Genomic DNA, 20,505 nt, shown 5'->3' on the forward strand with positions numbered 1-20,505 from the left:
TATGAGTCCTTCTTACAAAATCGCCTTGTCTGAAGCGAACGGAGAAGCCGTTCGAGAAGCTTATCGGAGGTGTTCTATGCTTTATTTCACGCTGGCCTCGAAGGCCTATGCCCGAAATTTGCAATATCGCGGAGCTCATTTGATTCATAATCTCGCGAGTGCCATGTTCGGGTTCATCTACGCCAGTATCTGGATTGGAGTGGGTGATCATGCTTCACTGGGTACCTATGGAATTCAGGGAATGGTCAGCTATATCTCCTTTACCCAGGCTGCGCTTTGGGTGACCAGCTTCATCACAAATGGTCTTGGCATTCCGCAGAGTGTCAGAACCGGTCACATCTCGTTAGATCTGATGCGTCCCGTTCACTTGTTCAGCCATCTGATGGCCCGGGAGTGGGGACAAATCGCCTACCAGTTTATCTACAAATCCATCCCGATTTACCTCATCTATGTCTTGGTATTCTCGCTGCAGCTTCCCATGCAATGGACAACCTATTGCCTAACAGCGCTTAGTCTTGTGGGCGCGTCCTATCTGGCGATTTGCATGAATTACCTGATCGGCATTAGTGCGCTATGGACAACAGAGTCCTCCTGGCTCTATTGGGGCAATCATGCCCTGATCAACCTGCTCTCAGGGTTCTTCATTCCCTTGGAGTGGCTGCCGAATGGGCTGGAGAAGCTCGCGTGGATCTCGCCTTACCCTTATTTGCTCTATGTGCCGACATCCCTGTATCTGGAACGGGGCGACATATCCTGGCTCGGAGGCACTTTGATCTGGTGTGTGCTTATGACCGGTGTTTGCCTGTTGGCTACACGGGTTGTTAGACGCAAGGTGGAGGTGCAGGGAGGATGAATTCGTTTCAAACCTGGATACACATGTATTTGTTGCTCATTCGTACGACTGTAAGAAGTCGAATGCAGTACAAATTCAACTTTGTTATTGGCTCCTTTTTAGCAGCATTCATTCAGATTTCGGAATTTCTCATGGTCGCCATCGTACTGGCTCGGTTTGGCGGCATCCGTGGCTGGTCTATTCATGAGGTCGGTTATCTGGTTGCGGTTATGACCTTGTCGAAGACCTTGTATCGAACGATAGCAGATGAAGTGCATCATCTGGAAAAATATTTAGTCAGCGGCGACTTCGACCAATTGCTGACTCGTCCGTTGCCCGTGCTTCTCGCGCTGATGCCCCAGAGCTTCCGGATTATGATCGGCGAGGTGATGCAGGGCGGCTTCATTCTGTGCTGGTCGCTTGCAGGGATGCTGCAGGCAGGATCGATTGGCTGGCCGACCGTATGGTGGACACCGTTTATCATTCTAACGGGAGCGATTATTCTGTTCTCCATCGGTCTCGCCACCGCGACGATCGGCTTCTGGACGACAAGAATCAGTGAGCTGCAGACCTCCACAGAGGATGCGGCCCGTTCGGCGGCTCAATATCCGTTAGCCATTTACCCGAAGTGGCTGGCTTCTTTCCTGCTGTATGCCATCCCCGTCGGATTTGTTAACTATTTGCCCTCACTCTACTTGGTGAAAGGTGAGCTGGGGGCTTGGGTGCTTGCGGTTACGACTGCCATGGCTCTGGTCTGTCTGGCGGCGGCACTGCGGTTCTGGCAGTTTGGAATTACCAAATATCAAAGCACGGGAAGCTGAGGAGGAGAGAATACATGATTGAAGCAAGACATCTCTGCAAAGAGTTCAAGACACCTGCGGTAAAAGGAGGACGGTTCTCGGGCGTCAGAACCTTGTTCTCACGGGAATACCGGGTGAAGGAAGCCGTGCGGGACATCTCCTTTCAGGTGCTTCCCGGCGAATTTGTCGGTTATATCGGGCCGAATGGGGCAGGCAAGTCGACGACGATCAAAATGCTGACCGGGATTCTTCATCCAAGCTCTGGGGAGGTTCGGATAAGGGGACTGAATCCGCACCGCGAGCGCAGAAAGGCTGTCCAGCAGCTGGGCGTTGTGTTCGGACAGCGCAGCCAGCTGTGGTGGGATCTGCCGGTCAAAGTTTCGTATGATATCCTTGCCCATATGTACCGGGTCCCGGCGGAGCTGAAAAAGCAGCGCTTGGAGCGGTTTGCCGAGCTGTTGAATTTACCCGAGTTCTGGGATACCCCAGTTCGCAAGCTTTCGCTTGGACAGCGGATGAGGGCCGATCTTGCCGCCGCGATGCTGCATGATCCGGATCTGCTCTTTCTGGATGAGCCAACGATTGGATTAGATGTGCATGCCAAGCAAGGAATTCGCGAGTTCCTTCGTCAGTTGAACAAGGAATACGGAAAGACCATCCTGCTGACGACCCATGATATGGATGATATCGAGCAGTTATGCAGCAGAGTAATGGTCATCAACCATGGGGCGTTGAGCTATGATGGAACGGTTGCGGAACTGCGCGAGAGGATTGGCCTGCCTGCGGTGATTACGGTAACTTACCGGGGAGGCTGTCAAATACCGGTCCTGGAGCAGCCGGGGCCAGTCTATCGCATCGTATCGGCGGAAGGAGAGACCCTTAGAATTGAAGCCGATCTTCGGGCTATGGGTGTGATGGAATTGATCAAGGAGCTTGGGACATGGGGGGAGATCGCCGATCTGTCGATTGAAGGCCCAGATTTTGAGGAGGTCGTACGCCGCTTTTCCGAGTGAGGAATCAAGATCATGTCCTGTCGCAGTTTCCTGCGAGAGCGCAGCAGTGTAAAACCGTCTAAAGATTGATTCTGCGCTTTGGGGGCAACGTGTGAAGGTTGCTTTCGATCGCTGTTGTTCGCGGATTCCTTTGATTGAGTAAAATCCGAAATGGTAGGAATCCACTCGCAAAGGCGAACACTCCGTTTCTACAGCACACTTCACACTTATGCCCTTATTACGCGGGCTCTTTAGTTTGGCTTTATAGTGCTGATTGCACCGCACTCCCTCTAAGACGCGAATGCATTCAAACAGTAAGTAGACAAACCGTATCGTTATTGGGGATACCCCATTTCAATAAGCCCGCAGAGCAAGACAATTCCAGCAGATTCTGCAAAATACCGACCATGTACGCATGACAGTGATCGGTTTACCGCATGAAAATAGGGATCTTACGTATGCAGTGAAAAAAGGTAGCTTAAATTCAGTGGAAATGATAGAAATGCGCATCTAGTGAAATTTTTGTACTTAAATTTGACTAAAACGTGGGTTTGGCTAGTTACTGACGATCTAAGGTAAGTTTTTTCACTAAAAGTGGGTTTGTGCGTCGAATGAAGATTTTAAGGTAAGTAATTTCATTGGAGCGTGGCCGGATGAGAGTGAGCTGAATGAGGTTGGTCAAGAAGAGCGGATGAAGCTGAGGGCAAGTGGAATGCCAGGAGGTCAAGTTAAGCTCGGAGAAAACTTCAGTACTGGCCGGACAGGCGAAGTTCCAGTGCAAGGCCGGAGCATCATTAGGTCGGGGCTCAACTATAGCCCGAGCGGTAACCCCGTCTATGATGCCGCGAACTGCAAGCTTGCTGCAATGCAACATGTGATGCAATCCTGTGCGACTGCATTGCAGTTGCACAGGAAAGGCGCAGTGATCAGGGCAACGTGTGAAGTGTACTGCAGTGAAAGCTTTCTGCAAGAAAGCTACTGCGGGGCATATGCTCGTAAGCACACTTCACACGTTGCCCCTTAACTCGCCTTTAAGACAGCTTCTTCGGGTACGTTTTACTAAATCTGCTGCTTGTGGGTGATAAAGGTTTTCACGGCCGGAGGAACATAGTGCTGGAACTGGTTCAAAAGCTCCTTGGGGTGTTCTTGAACCAATAGAGCGGAGACGAATTTTTCCTGAAGGAATTGTTCTTTCGACATATGGTGGAACAAGGCGATCAACGGATCATAGTAATGTTGAATATTCAGCAAGCCGCAAGGCTTCTGGTGAAGTCCCAACTGAGCCCAGGTGAAGACCTCGAAAAATTCATCCATGGTGCCTGCGCCGCCCGGAAGAACCACGAAGCCGTCGGCCAACTCTGTCATCTTTGCTTTTCGCTCGTGCATGGAGCTTACAGTAATCAGCTCGGTCAACCCGGGATGGGCCAGCTCCTTGCTCTTCAGGAAATCAGGCAGCACGCCGATAGCCTTACCCCCTTGCTCAAGCACCGTATCGGCAATGGTCCCCATCAGCCCATTAACAGAACCTCCGTAGACTAGCGTGATACCGCGTTGTACAAGTTCATTGCCAAGTGCGATCGCTCCCTGGATATACACCGGGGAAGCACCGATTCCGGATCCGCAAAATACAGCCAGCCGCTTCATATAGATCGCCTCCTATTTGACGTATTTATGGATGAAGCTGGTTACCTTCCTCCAATATTCCTCTCCGGCGACGGAAGCCGCGCCTGCATGACCCGCCCCAGGGACGATGTAGATTTCCTTGTCTGTTATCGCTGCTTCATACACTTCGTGCACCATTTTGCTTGGAACAAAAGTATCGCAATCTCCATGAATGAACATGATCGGGATCTTTGCCTTCGCTACTTGAGCTAATGCATTTGCTTGGCCGAGCGTATAGCCGGCGCGGATGCGAGCGATCAGACTGGCCAGCGGAATAAGGGGGAAAGAAGGCAGACGGAAGAGGGCCTTAAGCTGATAACTGAATTCTTCCTTCGCCGAAGTGTATCCGCAATCTTCTACGATTACCTTTACTTGAGCGGGAAGAGACTCCCCCGAGACCATCATTACAGTAGCTCCGCCCATGGACACGCCATACAGAACAATTTCTGCCTGCGGGTAATCCAGCAGGATGCTGTCGATCCAGCGCAGCAGATCCAACCTGTCCGGCCAACCCATGCCGATATAGCGGCCTTCGCTGCTCCCATGGCCTCGCGCATCCGGCATTAGAATATGAAAGCCTGCTTTATAAAGCTGCATAGCCGGGCTTTTCATCGCCGCCGCTTCACTGGTGTATCCATGGGCCAATATCGCCCATTTGTTGGTCGTTATGGGCTGGAGGATCTTATACGCGTGCAGCTTGAGCCCGTCTGAGGATTCGATATACTGGTCCGCAACCTCAGCTTGTTCAAACCATTGATGATGGGAGTCATTCCGGCCAGCCTGCGTATCAATTGCATTGTGCGGGGCCTTGAACACGAAGGATTTATCCTTAGCTGGATTTAACGCGAGATTGTAGAAGTAGTTTCCGACTCCAATACATCCCGCCAGGAGTACCGCTACAATAATCATTCCAAGCCAGAGCCATATCGACATAGTCAATCAATCCTAACATCGCACATATTTTCGTTTGAATCCAAGCTGTCCTCGTTCAAGAAACTTCAGAATATTTCCTGCAGGCTGAAGGTGCTTGCTTTTGGCATTATTCAATTGGACCTCTATGGGCTCGAGTGCTTTAGCAGTCTCAAGCGCCTTCGCATGGAGCGGTAAATACGAAATTCCGACGGTGTAAATAAAATTGCTCATTGAGAATTTGGTGCGTGTAGGACTGTCCTGAATCGTAGAGGCTGCAAGCTCAAGCAATCCCGCTATTTTCTGCTCGGAAAATTGATGATCTGGCCGGTTTCCCAGTAACCAGCAGTAACAGCTCCAGCCAGCCGACATTCGGAGCTCTTCTCCGCTTGCAATCCATTTGTCCGCCACTTGCTGGGCAATGTCTGACTCCGACAAAGTTACCGCAACTACGAAATCGGAGAGCATGTAAAAATAAGCTCCGTCCATCCAGCGCTCATAGTCCTCTTCAGTCATCCCATTCGGATCCGCAATGATGCCGGCAAAATACATGGCGTCATAGTTCCCTGTAGCATAAAGCTCCTCGGCCAAAGGCTGATTCATTTTGATTTTCTTGGCGATCGGCTTCATCGCTCCAGTTGCTACGCCGAACAGCGGCTCATGCGCTCCGTTGGAAATATAGATTTTCTTGGTTCGTTCCTTGCCCAGGGCTTCCAGCTCCTGCATGACTGCTTCGAGGTTCATAATTAGATGCTCCTTTCCTTATCTTTAATTATACTTGCCGGATAGCGAAAAAGTCAGCCATAAAAAAGGGCGCAGCCATCACAGGCTCGCCCCTTAATATCATATTTGAAGTAAACTCCGACGTTCTTCCTCGCTGTTCCTTTAAAACAAGCCAGGAAGCTTTGCCGGCGGATTTTACATGGCCTCCGGCTGGTCTGTCTGAACCTTTGGTGTCACCACGGACACGAGCAGTTCGTTCGCCGCTGAGATAGGTACGACTCCTTCAGGCAGCCTGAGTTCCCCGACATGGATAGAATCCCCGACCTCCAGTTCGCTGATGTCGACAGGAATGATGGCTGGAATATGGTCCGGATAGGATTCGATCTCGATGAACGTGCTTTGGATTTGTACGACGCCCCCAAGCTTGGCTCCCTTCGCAGTGCCGACGTAGTCAAGATTCACTCTCGTGCGTACGATTTCATTTTTATTAATACGTAAAAAGTCGACATGAATGTATTCACGAGTTACCGGATCACGCTGAACCGTCTCCAGCAATACCGGAATCGGCTCCTGATTGTCCAAGCGAAGCTCTACGATGCCTCTCTGTCCGCTCCGCGCCCATTTGCCGAACTCTTTGGCGGACAGCTGGATCATCAGATTGTCTTCTCCTATGCCAAATACAATCGCCGGAATTTGCCCTGAACGGCGAAGCTGCCGAAGTCCGGTTTTATTCATGGTCGTGCGTGTTTCTCCTCGCAAATAAGTTTTCATCTCAACAACACTCCTTAAATTATCATTATTTGGGTGCACTTACCTCGATCGTCCATAATGAACTACGGATTTGTCCCCCCGTAGCGGGGACAGCAGGAGCACCATTGCATCACCTCCAGAAAGACATTTAATGTAAAAATGCTTATATATGCGAGAAGGCACCTCGTTCCATGGGAACGAAATGCCTAATTACTTGGTACCATATCATATTAAGGGAAGGTTGTCGACCTGCCCGGAGTAGGGCCTGAATGGATCTATACCTTGAGCGAGCCGCGGAATCCCCTTGCTCCGTAATAAGAATCTGCGCCGTTATGGTAGACAAAGACCGTGTTGTATCGGCGATCACAGAAGACAGCCCCGCCAAGCTTGCGGATCGGCTCCGGGGTGAGCACCCAGCTAGAAGTTTTCAGATCAAAGCTGCCAAGCTTTTGAAGCTCCCGATACTGCTCCTCTGTAAGCAGCTCGATCCCCATGGCATCGGCCATTTCCATCGCGCTGCTTTCCGGCTTGTGCGCTTTCCTTGATTCCAGTGCTTCGCGGTCATAACAGATACTTCTGCGGCCTTTCGGGCTTTCTGCGGAGCAATCATAGAAAATGTATTCCTCCGTATCCTTGTCGTAACCAACAACGTCCGGCTCGCCGCCTGTCCGCTCCATCTCATGGAGAGACCATACTTTTTCAGGGAGTGCTTCAAGCTTTGCCTGTACTTGCTCCCAATTCAGTCCTTGATGGCGGGACATGTTTTTCTCGAAACGCGCCTTCAGAATTTGAAGTAATTCTGCGGCCTGTTCAGGAGCTAGTACCTTTTGATTATCATTTGGGGGTGTCGCCATAGTCAGTTCTCCCTTCGGAATTATTCGCTTCCTCTGTATTATGCCATGTTTTGGAGCGAAATCCAGATCAACAATAGGAGCGTGATGGTTACTGTAACGAAGATTTCAAATAAACAATGCTGCTGTTATAGTGCTCTCCATCCCATTGCGCATACGCAAGCTGTTCTCCGTTAGGGCTCCAGCAGGTCAGGACATTTGTAATATCCACGGCAATCGAAGTGGACTCGCCTGCCAGCAGGTCATGCACGTATAAGCCGCTGACGGAAGCTCCGTTCTCTTCGCCTTTCATACTGTACGCAATCATTCGTTGGTCGGGGGACCAGGAAATGCCGCCCAGCTCGACTCCCTCGGCAATCTTCTTAAGATTGCTTCCATCCGCATCGGCCAGTGATAACGTTTGTTTAGCCCCGTTATACTGCAAGACCAGGATTTTGTTCTCGTCCGGGGAAGGGTAGAGGCCTCCCACGTTAGGCAGGTCCAAGCTGGTGATATCGCGTGTTGTCAGATTGAGAGCTTTCAATGTGTTATCGCCCGATGTATTGTAATAAACCGTATCCTTGACCTTTCTGACAATAAATAGAGCCTCCTGACCCAGCTCAGACAGAGGGGTTGCTTTTCCCTTCGTATCGGCGGTATAAGCACCATTCATATACCCGGCCCCGACAATCGTATCCTGATCTGCCCAATAGGCGCTGCCTACATTGCCGATGGACTCTCCCGTGATATTGAAGCTGTTCAGACTTTCAAGATCAAGCACCTCATACGACGGGTCCCCCAGGCTATTCCCGGAATAAAGCAAATACTTACGATCCGGCGAGAGCTTTGCTCCGCCCAGATGCAGATCGGGCTCTTCTTTAAGCAAAGAATACTCTTTGGTGGACAGATTGTATTTGTATAAGCTCCTTGGGTGATGTCCGGCCAGTTCCTCAAGACTCATCTCCTTCAGGGACTCATTTTCCTTCGCAACGATGACCGTGTTCTCATCCAGCCAATCCGAGATTTCCAATTCCTCGTAGGCATCAATCTTCACGATGGAAATACCGGGCTCGCCAGCATCGCCTTTCTCATCGTCAATAACGGTAATGGAGCTCCCGGGTTCCTGAATGGTGACTTTGCCGTTCTCCTTGGTTCCGTTGCATCCTGCGGCAAGGAGCAGAATGCTTAATAAGCATATCGCTTTGGTTAATGTAGTGTTTTTCATTTCTCTTCGCCTCCTCGATAATTAAATTATCAAGAACTTGTTTCGTGGGAATCTACAAATGTAGCCATCCGGTTAACAATTGTATCCAACTTGTAAACAAAGCAGTTCAAGCTGAATCAGATGCGGGAAAGACCACCCTGAACTGGCTGCCCTCTGGCCCGGTATGGATGAGCTCAATCGAGCCTCCCATCATTTCTGCGTGCTTCCGGGTAAGCGACAAGCCGAGCCCGGCTCCGCCATGTTCCCTGGATCTATTCTTATCTACCGTGTAGAAGGGCTCAAATACCTTCTCCGCAAGCTCCGGCGGAATGCCAATCCCGGTATCGGCAATCTCAATAACCGCTTGGTCAGCGGCTGAGTAGCTCTTGATAGAGATGGTTCCATTAGCTTTATTATATTTGACGGCATTGTCCAGTAAATTAACAAGAACGAGGGTCAGGCTGTCCTTGTCCCCCTGGATATAAGTGTCCTCCAGTTCGGTATAGAGCATGATGCCAAATTTATCGATTTTGCCCTTCAAGCTGCCTAATACCGATTCAATTGCCGGTTTAACCGCCAGCTTCTCCAGCTTCAGCTCGAAATCATATTTCTCCAGCGCCGATAGCTGAAGGACTTTATCGACCATCTGATAAAGGCGCTCGGTCTCGCTCTTCACATTGACAATAGCCGTCTGCAGCAGTTTCTCGTCATCCGGATACATCTCGAGCAGATCAATATAGGCCTTGATGGAGGTGAGCGGAGTCTTGAACTCGTGGGTAACATTGCCGATGAATTGCTTCTGCTGGATGTCCAGCAAGGACAATTTGTCGACCGCAAGCTTAAGCTTGTTTTGCTCGTCTTCCATGCCCTGAATGGTTCGTTTGATCTGTCCGCTCATGGCATGAATACCATGACTCAGCTTGCCGATCTCATCCTTGCGCTTTAGAGTAGTGGTCTCGTAATGGCCCTCCCGTATAAGGTCAACCATATGATCAAGCTTGATAATACCTGTAGCAAAGGAATTGAAATATATATTACCAACGAGGAAGCTCAAGATAAATACAACGGCACCTATATAAATGAACAACTGCCGGATATCGTTATAAAATGCCAGATGAGTCGAGAGGGAGTAATAGAATTGGATAACCCCGACTTGCTCACTACCTGCCCGGAGCGGTGTCAGATAAAATAGAGAGTCGCCTTCCACGAGATAAGCTGTTTTATGTTCCAGGGCGTAGGCGAGCGTCCTCTTGATATTGTCAGGGGACGGGTTCGCCGTTTTTCTGCTGACGGGTTCTCCCTGCATATCATACAGCACTAAGGATTGTCCGCTAATTAGCTCCAGTTCCTCGGCGAACTCCTGACCCTTGGAGGCCAGGAAGGTCTCGGGGACTTTGCTTTCCTCCGACAAGATCGTCTGTATAAAATACATGTTGGCCGTTTTGGCTTGTTGAGCTAAATACTGTTCATATTGCTTTTCCTGATTATCTTCAATGCCTCGCAGCACCAGTAAGCTTAAAAGAAATACGACAAAGAGCAGCAAAGCGGCCAGAAACAGGCTGAACTTTATTCGGATGCTAATTTTCACCGCTGCCTCCCAAGGCTTTGTAGCCTATGCCATACACGGTTTGAATGACGCTGTCAAAGGGCGGGCCAAGCTTCTTGCGGATGCGCTGAACATGAATATCCACCGTACGCGTACCCCCGAAATAATCTATTCCCCATACTGTATTAAGCAATTGATCCCTGGTGTAGACTCTTTCCGGATGAGCCAGCATGAGGGCCAGCAGGTCATACTCCTTGGGAGTCAACTCCAGGGGACGGTCACCCGCAAGAGCGGTTCGCTTATCTGTAGAGAGCGTGATGCCGCCTACGTTGATTACATTTGAATCCTGGTTATGGTCAACGGTCTGTATTCTACGCAGCAATGATTTCAAACGGGCCAGCAGCTCCCGCATGTCAAACGGCTTAGTCATATAATCGTCCGCACCTAGCTCAAGGCCCAGTACCTTATGGACGATATCCTCCTTCGCGGTCAACATGATGACCACTATACGGCCCTTTCCTTGAAGCTTCTTCAAAATCTCATACCCGTCCATGCCGGGGAGCATGACGTCCAGAATCAGGGCATCCGGCTGAAATTCCTCGATTCTCTTCAGGGCAGCTTCACCATGATACACCGCCTCGGCCGTATAACCCTCTCTGGTTAACGCATACGTGATGGCATTCGCTATGGTTTGTTCATCTTCAATAACCAGAACCTTCTCCTTCATCGCAAGCTTGCACTCCTTTCCGGCTCAACTATTCGAATTGCTCTTTAATATTCATGTTCTGTATAACCATTCTGGCTCTGCTCAACTTAGTTAATCGGAATTTCAAGAAGAATGTTTCGTTATATTTGTTTCCTACATTGAAGTGCTTGATGTTAAACAAATATAATTTAAGTAATTAGGAGGAAGGAGGAAATCATGTTCAACGAATTAAATAATTACTTAATAAAGCCAAGGCTTTATACCCCAAGTACAGGTGCGTTCTGGGATGATGAACATATATCGAAAGGAATGCTTGAAGCCCATCTCAACCCTGATTGGAATGCAGCAACTCGAAAACAAGATTTTGTGGATAAATCAGTACAGTGGATGGCTTCAATAGCTCAACCTGCACAATATCAACAATTACTTGATTTAGGTTGCGGACCAGGAATTTATGCAGAACGTTTTCGCAAAGCAGGTTATCAGGTAACAGGTATTGACTTTTCAAAACGCTCGATCGATTATGCAAAAGAACAAACTTTACATAATAAAAGTAATATCGAATACCGTTACCAGAACTACTTGACAATTGATTATAAAGAACAGTTCGATGTAATAACATTGATTTTTTGTGATTATGCACCGTTATCATTTACAGATAGGCTTATTCTATTGAGAAAAGTATATCAAGCATTAAAGCCGAACGGGAAGTTCATTTTTGATGTGTTTACACCTCTTATGAGAAAAGCTGAAAGTCGTTCATGGTATTTCAGTGATGAGGGTGGATTTTGGAATGAAAAGCCCCATATTTGCTTAAATTCAGTTTATCAATATGATGATGAAGATCATACAGAATTAACGCAGTCCATTGTGATAACTGAAGATACTGTGAATTGTTATAATATATGGGACCATTTTTTTACTAAAGAAGCACTGATATCAGAAATTCAGCCTATAGGGTTCAATACATTTGAATTTTATGGCGATATTGCAGGAAAGGATTATTCAGATACAGGAGAAACTATTTGTGGTGTTTTTACAAAGTAGAAGCTTCGGTTAGTTAAAGCAATTGCTCAGGACAGTTAAAGGAGGCGTTTGTTGTGAGTAATGTTTTGAGCCAATCATCCACAGAAATTTTCATTCGTAATTTCCAACATGGAGACATGCCATTACTTGGCGAGTTGTATCAATCAGTAACAAAAAAAGAAAACGCAACATTTTGGTGGGTCGGAGACGAAGATAATTGGAGTAACGTTTATTGCGCATTTGAAAATGGGAAAATGGTCGCTAAGGGGCAAGTTAGTATCATTAACGTTGTAACTCCCGGTCGTCTAAAAGAGAATAACCATTCCATATACCTCAATCTTAAAACCATTCCTGAAAGAGAAAACGACATTGCTTTGCTTGAAAACGTTTATCAGTATCTTTTCATAAGAGCAAATCAATTAAAGGAAACCTTGCCTAAAGAATACGGAACAATGCTATGTGTTGGTAACGATTCAACAGAAACAGCAAACAATCAGTTTTTTATCCAAAAAGGATACCTTCATCTGAATAGTTTATATCGCATGAATCGAGATTTAAATGAACCCATTCCTGAGTTAGAGCTTCAAGAGGATTTTCAATTCTCGTACTGGAAAATGAAAACCTCTGACGAAGAAAGAGATTATCTTAATGTAGAAGCTGAAATTTGGCCTGATACTCCACTTGGTCTTAATAGGTTAACTGAATACAAGAATAACAAACTATGGACATCCATGGTCATACGTCAAACAGACGCTATTGTTGGCGGACTGATGGCATGGCAAGAAGCTGACCATGGTGTAATCGAGGACGTTTTTGTCCGCGAACCATGGAGAAAGCGCGGTTTTTCCAGGTATTTGCTTACACAAGCTTTGAGATATCTCAAAGCTAATCAGCTGCAATATGCTAACCTCATGGTATTAACTACGAACAAATCTGCTTTATCTGTGTACGAATCAGTAGGGTTCTGCAAGGATAAAGAGGAAATAAGATACTTTACAAAACTGAATTAGGCAACAAAAAAGAGGGGGGGTTCAGCCCCTCTTTACTATTTCCGCCAATATATTTGAAGCAATAATGCTTATGCTTACTTTTGGTTCGCTGATTGTAGCGCTACTGTCCAGCAAACGCAAATAGACCGCCCTCGGACAAAGGTATGCGGTCTATTTAACGTGTCCTGTCTGTAAGCCGCCGCCCTTAATGATGCTTATTGGTGCGAGCAGTTATTGTATTCTTGGAGGTAACACACACTACGCACCAAGTTTTTCAACGATAAGAGATGATGAAGCTAGGTCAAATTCAAGACTCAGACGTACTGATAGCAAGCTACTCACAATAAATTACAGTATCGCTCCATTTTCGCGAAGAAGTTCCGCTACGTTATTATTTCCTTGCTTGATTGCGAGAGACAATGCAGATTCTCCACCTTCAGTTCTAGCGTTAACATCGGCCCCATGTTCGACCAATAAGCTAATAATTTCTAGGTTATCGTCATGGAATGCAGCGGTGTGCAGACTAGTATGACCATTGCTGTCGAAAATATTTGTCTGCGCATTATGAGTCAAAAGCAGTCTGATAACATCCACGTTACGCTCCCCCGCTATTGCTGCATGCAATGCTGTATTCGAAGGAATGTAAGAAATCTTGGAATGAGATACCGCATCAATATCTGCATCATAATTTAGCAGTACCTGCACTGCATCTTTGTTACCAAAATGTGCTGCATATCCCAAAGGTGTGAGCCCATCACCGTTTTCCGTATTTGTAAGGTGCGGGTGAGATTCTAAAATATCTTTTAGCCGTGCAGCTTCACCTGATTGAGCCGCTTGAAATACATTATCAATGATTTGTGTTAACTCCATTAATTTATCACTCCATTTCAACTGATTTATGCTATGTAAATACGGGTTGTACTTAAAATTATAACTACGGTTTGTAAACTTGCTTCTTGAAAATCACTTTTTTTGACGGAACTGCGAAGGGGCCATGGAAAAACGTTTGGAGAATAGACCACTAAACGAGCTAGGACTCTGGAATCCAACTTCCAAACAAATATCGGTTATGGACTTATCTGTTTGAAGAAGAAGCCTCTTAGATTCTTGAAGCCTTCTTTCACTTAAAAATTGATGAGGAGACATGCCAAACAATTGCTTGTAACTTCTAAGGAAGTGGTTTGGCGATAAACATGCAACTCTGGCCACATCCGTTAGGGTTATTGATTGATCAAAGTATGCGGATATAAACTCATGACCTATATGTATTCTTTTATACAACTCCTCACGAGTTGAGGCTCTTAGGGACTGAAGTTTCAATATTTCTTTATTAACCTGTCGATGAACCTTTAGAAGTCCATGTGCTAATTCGTATAACTGTTCTTCTAGCCATGTTAAATCAAGATACATATTTGTATATTCAGACTTTATTTGAAATAAAGTGTTGGCTAACCATTTATCATTATAAGTTTTCTCAACAAAATCAACTGACATTTGCTTGGGTAAGACTGGGTCATCTAATAGTTGCTCATTTGATGCCATAATACTATGATAGACCTCTTCAACTATCATCTCAGGGAAAAAGATACAGAAGGATTCCACAAGAACCTCTGATTCGATGGTAATAGAGTACTCCTGACCGTGATTAAGCAAAAGATAGTTTCCTTCATCAACAGCAAAGTGCCCCTGACCAGCATGATAGAAAGCTCGTCCATTCTTAAATGTTTTGATTGATAATGCGCCTTTACCCTTCCAAAAAAAATTCTCGCTCCTGGCATGGAGAATCGGACTGCAACCCTGAATACTTATTGGCATCATTTCCACCTAATCAATGAAATATCTTAATATAAATGTGTCTAATCTATACATAGAGCACGGTTCTTGAATCAGTTTGGCTGGCAGCTATCAGACGATTCTATCCTTCTCAAGCTCGATTACTACTGCCCCCGCAATTTTAGCAACACACAACACTCCACATGACTCGTCTGCGGGAACATATCCACCGGCTGCACCCATTCCAATTGATAGCCGCCGTCGGTTAAACCTTTGCAGTCCTTGGCAAGCGTGGACGGATTACAGGATACATAGACGAACCGTTTTGGTTTGGTGCGAAGAACCGCCTCCAGAAAACGGGAATCAAGCCCGGTCCGAGGGGGATCAGCGATAATGACATCCGGCCTGAAGCCGGATTTTACCCAGCGGGGAAGCAATTCTTCAGCCAATCCTTCATGGAAGGAGATATTGCTGCGGCCATTGCGCTCTGCGTTGGACCGCGCATCCGCCACCGCCTCGGGAATCGACTCGATGCCTCTTACCGCATGGGCATAGGGAGCAAGCCAAAGTCCGATCGTACCGGTTCCGCAATAAGCATCGACAACAGTCTCCCGACCGGTCAGACCGGCTGCACTTCGTACAGATTCGTACAGCTTCACGGTCTGCAGCGGATTTAATTGGAAGAACGCCCGTGGAGACAGGGTAAACTCCAGATCTCCAAGTGATTCCTCAATGCTATCCTCTCCCCAAAGAATCACGGTTTTATGACCAAATACCAGCGAGGTATTCTTCGGATTGACATTCATTGCAATGCTCGTAATCTCTGGCAGGGCTTGTCTAAGCTCGCTTACAACCCGCTCTCGTTGCGGTAGTTTATCGCTGGCTGTGATCAGTGTAATCTGCAGCTGGCCGGACTGGAAGCCCCAGCGGGCAACGATTGTCCGAACCAATCCCTGATTGCCCTTCTCCTGATACACCGGAATATTAAGCCTCTCCAGGACTTTACGGGTTTGATCAACGGCCTCATTAATCTTGGGGTGTTGGATGGGGCAGCCGGTAATATCGATCAATCGGTGTGAATCTGCGGCATACAGGCCTGCAATCATGCCTTCCTGCTGCATGCCCAATTGAAGCTGAGCCTTATTGCGATAATCCCATGGATGGTCCATGCCAAGAATAGGCTTGAACTTGATTTGTCCTAAATCTGCATATCTGGAAAATGCTTCGCGGACGATCTCTACCTTGGCGGCAAGCTGTCCTTCATAGGACAAATGCTGAATCTGACAGCCGCCGCAAATGCCAAAGACAGGGCAGGGAGGCTCGGCGCGCTGGGGGGACCGCTTCTCGATTTTCGTCAAATCTGCAAGAATATACTTCGCTTCCACCCGGACAACAACCGCCTTAACAACCTCGTCCGGAAGCGCTCCCTTGATGAATACAGCCTTACGGCGGTAATATCCCACGCCCTCACCATTGATGCCCAGCCGTTTAATCGTGACGACAATCCGGTCACCAGTCTGCACCTCTTCGGCAGAATCCCGTTTGGCTACAGCTGGTTGTTGCCTGTTCTTCGCCGATGCATCAGAGTGTTTAGGATTGGAGCGGCTATGGGGAAAGGGCTTATTTTTCTTTGAATGATTCGTTGGTTTATTTGTCATGGTTATTCGTCCTGTTCATGAATTTGATCCGACAATACTATATCATGAACCGACAGACAAGACCATGTTCCTCCGCGCCCCTTAATGCTTCATATGAAAAGATCATTTAGCATTTTTCCCTCTTCTTCGGATAAAGTTATATAATGATATTGAATTGGTTATTTAATGGAACTTCATGTATATAGGATTCCGAACAAAGGGCAAGGAGTTATGAGAAACGTGAACACACAAACTGTAACGATGGAACAAGCACAGCAACTGCTGCAGAAATACTACGGGTATCCGGACTTCCGCGAAGGGCAGCGCAGGATCGTATCCAGTATGCTGCAGGGGGCAGATACACTGGGCATTATGCCGACCGGAGGCGGGAAATCGATCTGCTACCAGATCCCTGCCTTGATCTATGAAGGGTTGACATTGGTTATTTCTCCGCTCATTTCCTTAATGAAGGACCAGGTGGATGCTTTGATAACCGCGGGGATTCCTGCTGCGTACATCAACAGCACCCTTACAGGTAAAGAGGTTAACGAGCGGATTCGCGCTGCAAGACAGGGAGGGCTGAAGCTGCTGTACGTTGCGCCCGAGCGGCTGGAGCTGGACTGGTTCAGAGAGGAAATGGCGTCTGTCAGCATCGCATGCGTGGCGGTGGATGAAGCACACTGCGTATCCCAATGGGGGCATGATTTCCGGACAAGCTATCTGGCGGTGGCTCCATTTGTGAACAGTCTGCCGCGCCGCCCCATACTTGCTGCCTTTACCGCTACGGCTACACCGGAGGTGCAGGAGGATATGGTTACATTGCTCCAGTTGCGGCAGCCTTCGGTATTCATCACAGGACTTGGGCGCGATAATCTCGCCATGTTGGTGCTTCGGGGAGAGGATAAACGGAATTACATCCTGAATTATGCGGCGACTCATGCGCATCAGCCCGGGATTATCTATGCGGCGACGCGCAAGGATGTGGATGATCTGTATGAGCGGCTGCGGCAATCCGGGATCCCTGCTGGCCGTTATCATGCAGGCTTGTCCGACCAGGAACGGGATAGCAGCCAAGAGGCTTTTCTTTATGATGATATTCGGGTCATGGTGGCTACGAATGCCTTCGGAATGGGGATTGACAAGTCCAACGTTCGCTATGTGATCCACTACAACATGCCAAAAAATATGGAGGCCTATGTACAGGAAGCCGGTCGTGCAGGCCGGGACGGTGAGCCTAGCGAGTGTATTCTGCTGTTCAGTCCGCAGGATATTATGACTCAAAAGTTTCTGATTGAGCAGAATCCGCAGGACGGTGAACGCAAGCATAATGATTACCGCAAGCTGCAGCAGATGGTGGAGTACTGCTATTCTCCGAATTGCTTGCGCTGGGGGATGCTGGATTATTTTGGCGAGCGTCATGATCGCACGCCTTGTGGAATTTGCAGCTCTTGCCGGGATGAGCGGGAGCTTGTCGACATGACCAGAGATGCTCAGATCGTCTTCTCCTGCATTCATAGAATGAGAGAAAGATTCGGGGTATCCCTGGTTGCCTCTGTACTCAAGGGTTCCCGGAACAAGAAGGTGCTGCAATACGGATTTGATACTTTGCCAACCTACGGGATGATGCCCCGCCGCAGCGAGCGGGAAATCGCCGAGCTGATCAATGCGTTAATTGCCGAAGGCTATCTCGCATTGTCGGAGGGGCAATACCCCATTGTCCGCTTGCAGCAGCCGGCGGCTGAGGTGCTGAAGGGACAGCGGCAAGTCATGCTGCGGACCCTGGAGGAGACGACACGTAGCCAAAGCGCTGCTGCAGGCGGATCGTCGTCCCGGCGAAGAAGCAGTTCCTATATTGATGAGAACTCGGCCGTTAATGAGACTGTATTCGAGCAGCTTCGTCTGATCCGGCGTGAGCTTGCGGAGCGGGAGCGCGTTCCTTCATACATTATCTTCAACGATGCCACCCTTCGGGAAATGTCGGCCGTCTGCCCGGTGTCCGAATCGGAAATGCTGAGGATTAAAGGTGTCGGCGAAGTGAAATACCGGAAATACGGAAAGCCGTTTCTGGACTTTTTTCAAAATATGGAATAGGTTGTGAATTATGAAAGTCATCTTGTCCACCTTAAATGCCAAATATATTCATACCTCGCTTGCCATTCGGTTATTGAAGGCATACAGCGGGCATGAGTTCGATATCGAGCTGGCGGAGTATACGATTAAGGATCCCGTGCTTAATATCGTATCGGATCTGTATCGCAAATCTCCGGATGTAATCGGGTTCTCCTGCTATATATGGAACATGGAAGAGACGATCAAAGTGATAGAAATGCTGAAAAAGGTGCTGCCGGATACGCTTATCGTGCTTGGCGGGCCGGAGGTTTCCTATGATGCCGACGATTGGCTGACCCGGATTCCGGGCGTCGACTTTATTGTCATGGGCGACGGAGAGGAGACCTTTCATCATTTGCTCCAGGAAATTTCCGGTGCGAAGAAGTATCATTTCGTATTCGGGGCGGCCTATCGGAAGGAAGGGCGTGTCGTCCTCAATCCGCCGCGTCCCAAGTCCGATCTCAATACGCTCCCTACACCGCACCGGTTCCCGGAGGATTTGCCGGATCTGGGTAAGCGGATCATTTATTTCGAGACAAGCAGAGGCTGCCCTTTCAGCTGCCAGTTCTGTCTGTCCAGTATCGAGGTAGGGGTGCGCTATTACGACATTGAACGGGTCAAATCGGATATCTTGTATCTAATCGAGCATGGGGCTAAAACCATCAAATTTCTGGATCGGACCTTCAATATTAACCGCAGCTATGCGATGGAAATGTTTGAATTTCTGATCCAGAATCATGGGGGCTGTGTATTCCAGTTTGAAATTACGGCGGATATTATGCGTCCGGAAGTGCTTGACTACTTGGCAGAGCATGCGCCGCCGGGGATATTCCGCTTTGAGATTGGCGTTCAATCCACGAATGATCCCACAAATGCCCTGGTGAAGCGCAGACAGAATTTCTCCAAGCTGACCCGCACCGTGATGAAAATCAAGGAGAGCGGAAAGATTGACCAGCATTTGGATTTAATCGCAGGATTGCCGGAGGAGGATTATGCCACCTTTAGCAAAACCTTCAACGATGTGTTTGCGATGCGGCCAGAAGAGCTGCAGCTTGGCTTCCTGAAGATGCTCCGGGGAACGGGGCTTCGCAAAGAGGCGGCCAAGTATGGCTATGTGTACATGGAGCATGCCCCGTATGAGATTCTCAGCAATCATGTCATGTCGTTCGGGGAGATTATCTCTCTGAAGCGATTGGAGGATGTGCTGGAGAAGTACTGGAACGCTCACCGGATGGATCATACCCTGGAATATTTGATTACAGAAGAATTCGAGACTCCGTTCGATTTCTTTCAAGAGTTCGGGGATTATTGGGAAGAGCGGGGCTGGCAGCGGATCGGACATCAATTGGAGGATTTGTTCACCAGACTGTACGCCTTTTTGAACAGCCGAGGTATGAAACGGCCGGAGATTGTACTGGGTTTAATGAAGCTGGACTATTTTCTGGGCCACAAATATAAGCCCCGCAAAATCTGGTGGGAGGACCGGATATCCAAGGAGGTTCGGTCCGGGTATTTCAAATGGCTGGAGCAACATCCGGATGAAGTATCCGGCGATTTCGCAGCATTAAGCTTGGATGAGCGGGAACTGCAAAAGTGCGCGGTCATCGAGGAGCTTTCTTTCCATCCGCTGCGACTCAAACCGCAGGAGGATAATAGGACCGGGCGCAATGTGCCTGTGCTGATGCTGGTGCTGTATCTCCAGCAGGGCAAGGATGAGAAGCCAAATGTCTTCTATATCGACATTGGCCCAAGTATGGAAAATGCCCAATCAAGAGGGCCTTCAGGGAATACTATAGGGTATACCTTAAATTGAAGGAGGAATTTTAAATGGGCGGAGTTGTAGGAGGAGTAGGCGTCGGCTGCGGCGGCGGATACCCGGGAGGATTTACTTCCACTGGGGCTATTCTGGTATTGTTCATTCTCCTTGTTATCATTTCCAGAGCATTCTATCTGTAATACAGTATGAAAAACGGCCGTCCTTATTTCCGGGCGGCCGTTATTATTTTTTATACCTCCT

General features: G+C 48.1%; 20 protein-coding genes. 9 read left to right on the forward strand and 11 right to left on the reverse strand.

Annotated features, from left to right (window positions below; translation table 11 throughout):
- The first annotated feature begins 76 nt into the window (after positions 1 to 76).
- The 3 genes from TX85_RS02400 to TX85_RS02410 are packed head-to-tail and all read left to right on the forward strand — an operon-like array spanning position 77 to position 2,645.
- Entirely contained in the window at positions 77 to 853 is a 777-nt protein-coding gene (locus TX85_RS02400; protein ID WP_044477551.1) for an ABC transporter permease, read from the forward strand.
- Positions 850 to 1,653 carry an ABC transporter permease gene (locus TX85_RS02405; RefSeq protein ID WP_044477552.1) on the forward strand — a complete coding sequence of 268 codons (804 nt, stop codon included), beginning with the start codon at positions 850 to 852 and terminating at the stop codon, positions 1,651 to 1,653. The genes TX85_RS02400 and TX85_RS02405 overlap by 4 nt, the downstream gene beginning before the upstream one ends.
- A 14-nt stretch (positions 1,654 to 1,667) precedes the next feature.
- A complete protein-coding gene (locus TX85_RS02410; protein ID WP_044477554.1) occupies positions 1,668 to 2,645 on the forward strand; it encodes an ABC transporter ATP-binding protein in 978 nt (325 codons plus the stop codon).
- A gap of 1,038 nt (positions 2,646 to 3,683) precedes the next feature.
- On the opposite strand, the gene TX85_RS02420 is transcribed toward TX85_RS02410, so the two are convergent.
- The 8 genes from TX85_RS02420 to TX85_RS02455 form a co-directional block, all read right to left on the reverse strand.
- Positions 3,684 to 4,268: an LOG family protein gene (locus TX85_RS02420; protein ID WP_044477557.1), complete on the reverse strand. Its 585-nt coding sequence runs from the start codon at positions 4,266 to 4,268 to the stop codon at positions 3,684 to 3,686.
- Positions 4,269 to 4,280: 12 nt separating this feature from the next.
- A complete protein-coding gene (locus tag TX85_RS02425; RefSeq protein WP_044477558.1) occupies positions 4,281 to 5,219 on the reverse strand; it encodes an alpha/beta hydrolase in 939 nt (312 codons plus the stop codon).
- A gap of 12 nt (positions 5,220 to 5,231) precedes the next feature.
- Positions 5,232 to 5,939, reverse strand: coding sequence for a DNA alkylation repair protein (locus tag TX85_RS02430; protein WP_044477559.1), 708 nt, complete (start codon positions 5,937 to 5,939; stop codon positions 5,232 to 5,234).
- Between the two features lie 174 nt (positions 5,940 to 6,113).
- Positions 6,114 to 6,689 carry a 50S ribosomal protein L25 gene (locus tag TX85_RS02435; protein WP_044477561.1) on the reverse strand — a complete coding sequence of 192 codons (576 nt, stop codon included), beginning with the start codon at positions 6,687 to 6,689 and terminating at the stop codon, positions 6,114 to 6,116.
- A gap of 254 nt (positions 6,690 to 6,943) precedes the next feature.
- Complete coding sequence (locus TX85_RS02440; RefSeq protein WP_044477562.1) at positions 6,944 to 7,522, reverse strand: DUF4256 domain-containing protein; 579 nt, start codon at positions 7,520 to 7,522, stop codon at positions 6,944 to 6,946.
- A gap of 88 nt (positions 7,523 to 7,610) precedes the next feature.
- Positions 7,611 to 8,723: a TolB family protein gene (locus TX85_RS02445; RefSeq protein WP_044477563.1), complete on the reverse strand. Its 1,113-nt coding sequence runs from the start codon at positions 8,721 to 8,723 to the stop codon at positions 7,611 to 7,613.
- A gap of 106 nt (positions 8,724 to 8,829) precedes the next feature.
- A complete protein-coding gene (locus tag TX85_RS02450) occupies positions 8,830 to 10,290 on the reverse strand; it encodes a sensor histidine kinase (protein ID WP_044477564.1) in 1,461 nt (486 codons plus the stop codon).
- Positions 10,280 to 10,975 (reverse strand): response regulator transcription factor, encoded by a 696-nt coding sequence (locus TX85_RS02455; RefSeq protein WP_044477565.1) that lies wholly within the window; start codon positions 10,973 to 10,975, stop codon positions 10,280 to 10,282. The genes TX85_RS02450 and TX85_RS02455 overlap by 11 nt, the downstream gene beginning before the upstream one ends.
- Positions 10,976 to 11,170: 195 nt before the next feature.
- On the opposite strand from TX85_RS02455, the gene TX85_RS02460 reads away from it, so the two are divergent.
- The 3 genes from TX85_RS02460 to TX85_RS28130 all read left to right on the forward strand — a co-directional run bounded on the left by TX85_RS02460 (position 11,171) and on the right by TX85_RS28130 (position 13,114).
- Entirely contained in the window at positions 11,171 to 12,001 is an 831-nt protein-coding gene (locus TX85_RS02460) for a class I SAM-dependent methyltransferase (protein ID WP_044477566.1), read from the forward strand.
- A 116-nt stretch (positions 12,002 to 12,117) separates the two neighbouring features.
- Positions 12,118 to 12,990: a GNAT family N-acetyltransferase gene (locus TX85_RS02465; protein ID WP_044479741.1), complete on the forward strand. Its 873-nt coding sequence runs from the start codon at positions 12,118 to 12,120 to the stop codon at positions 12,988 to 12,990.
- A 49-nt stretch (positions 12,991 to 13,039) separates the two neighbouring features.
- Entirely contained in the window at positions 13,040 to 13,114 is a 75-nt protein-coding gene (locus TX85_RS28130) for a putative holin-like toxin (RefSeq protein WP_392391827.1), read from the forward strand.
- A gap of 203 nt (positions 13,115 to 13,317) precedes the next feature.
- Here the strand turns inward: TX85_RS28130 and TX85_RS02470 are convergent, their stop codons facing one another.
- From TX85_RS02470 to rlmD, 3 genes are all read right to left on the reverse strand, one after another.
- Complete coding sequence (locus tag TX85_RS02470) at positions 13,318 to 13,839, reverse strand: ankyrin repeat domain-containing protein (protein ID WP_044477567.1); 522 nt, start codon at positions 13,837 to 13,839, stop codon at positions 13,318 to 13,320.
- 93 nt (positions 13,840 to 13,932) lie between these two features.
- Positions 13,933 to 14,784 (reverse strand): helix-turn-helix transcriptional regulator, encoded by an 852-nt coding sequence (locus TX85_RS02475; RefSeq protein ID WP_044477568.1) that lies wholly within the window; start codon positions 14,782 to 14,784, stop codon positions 13,933 to 13,935.
- A 122-nt stretch (positions 14,785 to 14,906) separates the two neighbouring features.
- Positions 14,907 to 16,400: a 23S rRNA (uracil(1939)-C(5))-methyltransferase RlmD gene (rlmD, locus tag TX85_RS02480; protein WP_044477569.1), complete on the reverse strand. Its 1,494-nt coding sequence runs from the start codon at positions 16,398 to 16,400 to the stop codon at positions 14,907 to 14,909.
- Positions 16,401 to 16,640: 240 nt separating this feature from the next.
- On the opposite strand from rlmD, the gene recQ reads away from it, so the two are divergent.
- Genes recQ through TX85_RS26975 form a run of 3 tightly spaced genes read left to right on the forward strand, consistent with a single transcriptional unit; the run spans position 16,641 to position 20,444 of the window.
- Entirely contained in the window at positions 16,641 to 18,470 is a 1,830-nt protein-coding gene (gene recQ / locus TX85_RS02485) for a DNA helicase RecQ (protein ID WP_392391828.1), read from the forward strand.
- 10 nt (positions 18,471 to 18,480) lie between these two features.
- Positions 18,481 to 20,301: a B12-binding domain-containing radical SAM protein gene (locus tag TX85_RS02490; RefSeq protein ID WP_044477571.1), complete on the forward strand. Its 1,821-nt coding sequence runs from the start codon at positions 18,481 to 18,483 to the stop codon at positions 20,299 to 20,301.
- Between the two features lie 14 nt (positions 20,302 to 20,315).
- A complete protein-coding gene (locus TX85_RS26975) occupies positions 20,316 to 20,444 on the forward strand; it encodes a sporulation protein YjcZ (RefSeq protein ID WP_199558818.1) in 129 nt (42 codons plus the stop codon).
- The last annotated feature ends 61 nt before the right edge of the window (positions 20,445 to 20,505 follow it).

The sequence above is a fragment of the Paenibacillus antibioticophila genome, from assembly GCF_000455265.1.
In the GTDB taxonomy this organism is placed as follows: domain Bacteria; phylum Bacillota; class Bacilli; order Paenibacillales; family Paenibacillaceae; genus Fontibacillus; species Fontibacillus antibioticophila.

Coding starts and splice junctions, on each gene's coding strand:
- TX85_RS02400 (WP_044477551.1), top strand. CDS start 77: ATGCTTTATTTCACGCTGGCCTCGAAGGCCTATGCCCGAAATTTGCAA.
- TX85_RS02405 (WP_044477552.1), top strand. CDS start 850: ATGAATTCGTTTCAAACCTGGATACACATGTATTTGTTGCTCATTCGT.
- TX85_RS02410 (WP_044477554.1), top strand. CDS start 1,668: ATGATTGAAGCAAGACATCTCTGCAAAGAGTTCAAGACACCTGCGGTA.
- TX85_RS02420 (WP_044477557.1), bottom strand. CDS start 4,268: ATGAAGCGGCTGGCTGTATTTTGCGGATCCGGAATCGGTGCTTCCCCG.
- TX85_RS02425 (WP_044477558.1), bottom strand. CDS start 5,219: ATGTCGATATGGCTCTGGCTTGGAATGATTATTGTAGCGGTACTCCTG.
- TX85_RS02430 (WP_044477559.1), bottom strand. CDS start 5,939: ATGAACCTCGAAGCAGTCATGCAGGAGCTGGAAGCCCTGGGCAAGGAA.
- TX85_RS02435 (WP_044477561.1), bottom strand. CDS start 6,689: ATGAAAACTTATTTGCGAGGAGAAACACGCACGACCATGAATAAAACC.
- TX85_RS02440 (WP_044477562.1), bottom strand. CDS start 7,522: ATGGCGACACCCCCAAATGATAATCAAAAGGTACTAGCTCCTGAACAG.
- TX85_RS02445 (WP_044477563.1), bottom strand. CDS start 8,723: ATGAAAAACACTACATTAACCAAAGCGATATGCTTATTAAGCATTCTG.
- TX85_RS02455 (WP_044477565.1), bottom strand. CDS start 10,975: ATGAAGGAGAAGGTTCTGGTTATTGAAGATGAACAAACCATAGCGAAT.
- TX85_RS02460 (WP_044477566.1), top strand. CDS start 11,171: ATGTTCAACGAATTAAATAATTACTTAATAAAGCCAAGGCTTTATACC.
- TX85_RS02465 (WP_044479741.1), top strand. CDS start 12,118: ATGCCATTACTTGGCGAGTTGTATCAATCAGTAACAAAAAAAGAAAAC.
- TX85_RS02470 (WP_044477567.1), bottom strand. CDS start 13,839: ATGGAGTTAACACAAATCATTGATAATGTATTTCAAGCGGCTCAATCA.
- TX85_RS02475 (WP_044477568.1), bottom strand. CDS start 14,784: ATGCCAATAAGTATTCAGGGTTGCAGTCCGATTCTCCATGCCAGGAGC.
- rlmD (WP_044477569.1), bottom strand. CDS start 16,400: ATGACAAATAAACCAACGAATCATTCAAAGAAAAATAAGCCCTTTCCC.
- recQ (WP_392391828.1), top strand. CDS start 16,641: ATGGAACAAGCACAGCAACTGCTGCAGAAATACTACGGGTATCCGGAC.
- TX85_RS02490 (WP_044477571.1), top strand. CDS start 18,481: ATGAAAGTCATCTTGTCCACCTTAAATGCCAAATATATTCATACCTCG.
- TX85_RS26975 (WP_199558818.1), top strand. CDS start 20,316: ATGGGCGGAGTTGTAGGAGGAGTAGGCGTCGGCTGCGGCGGCGGATAC.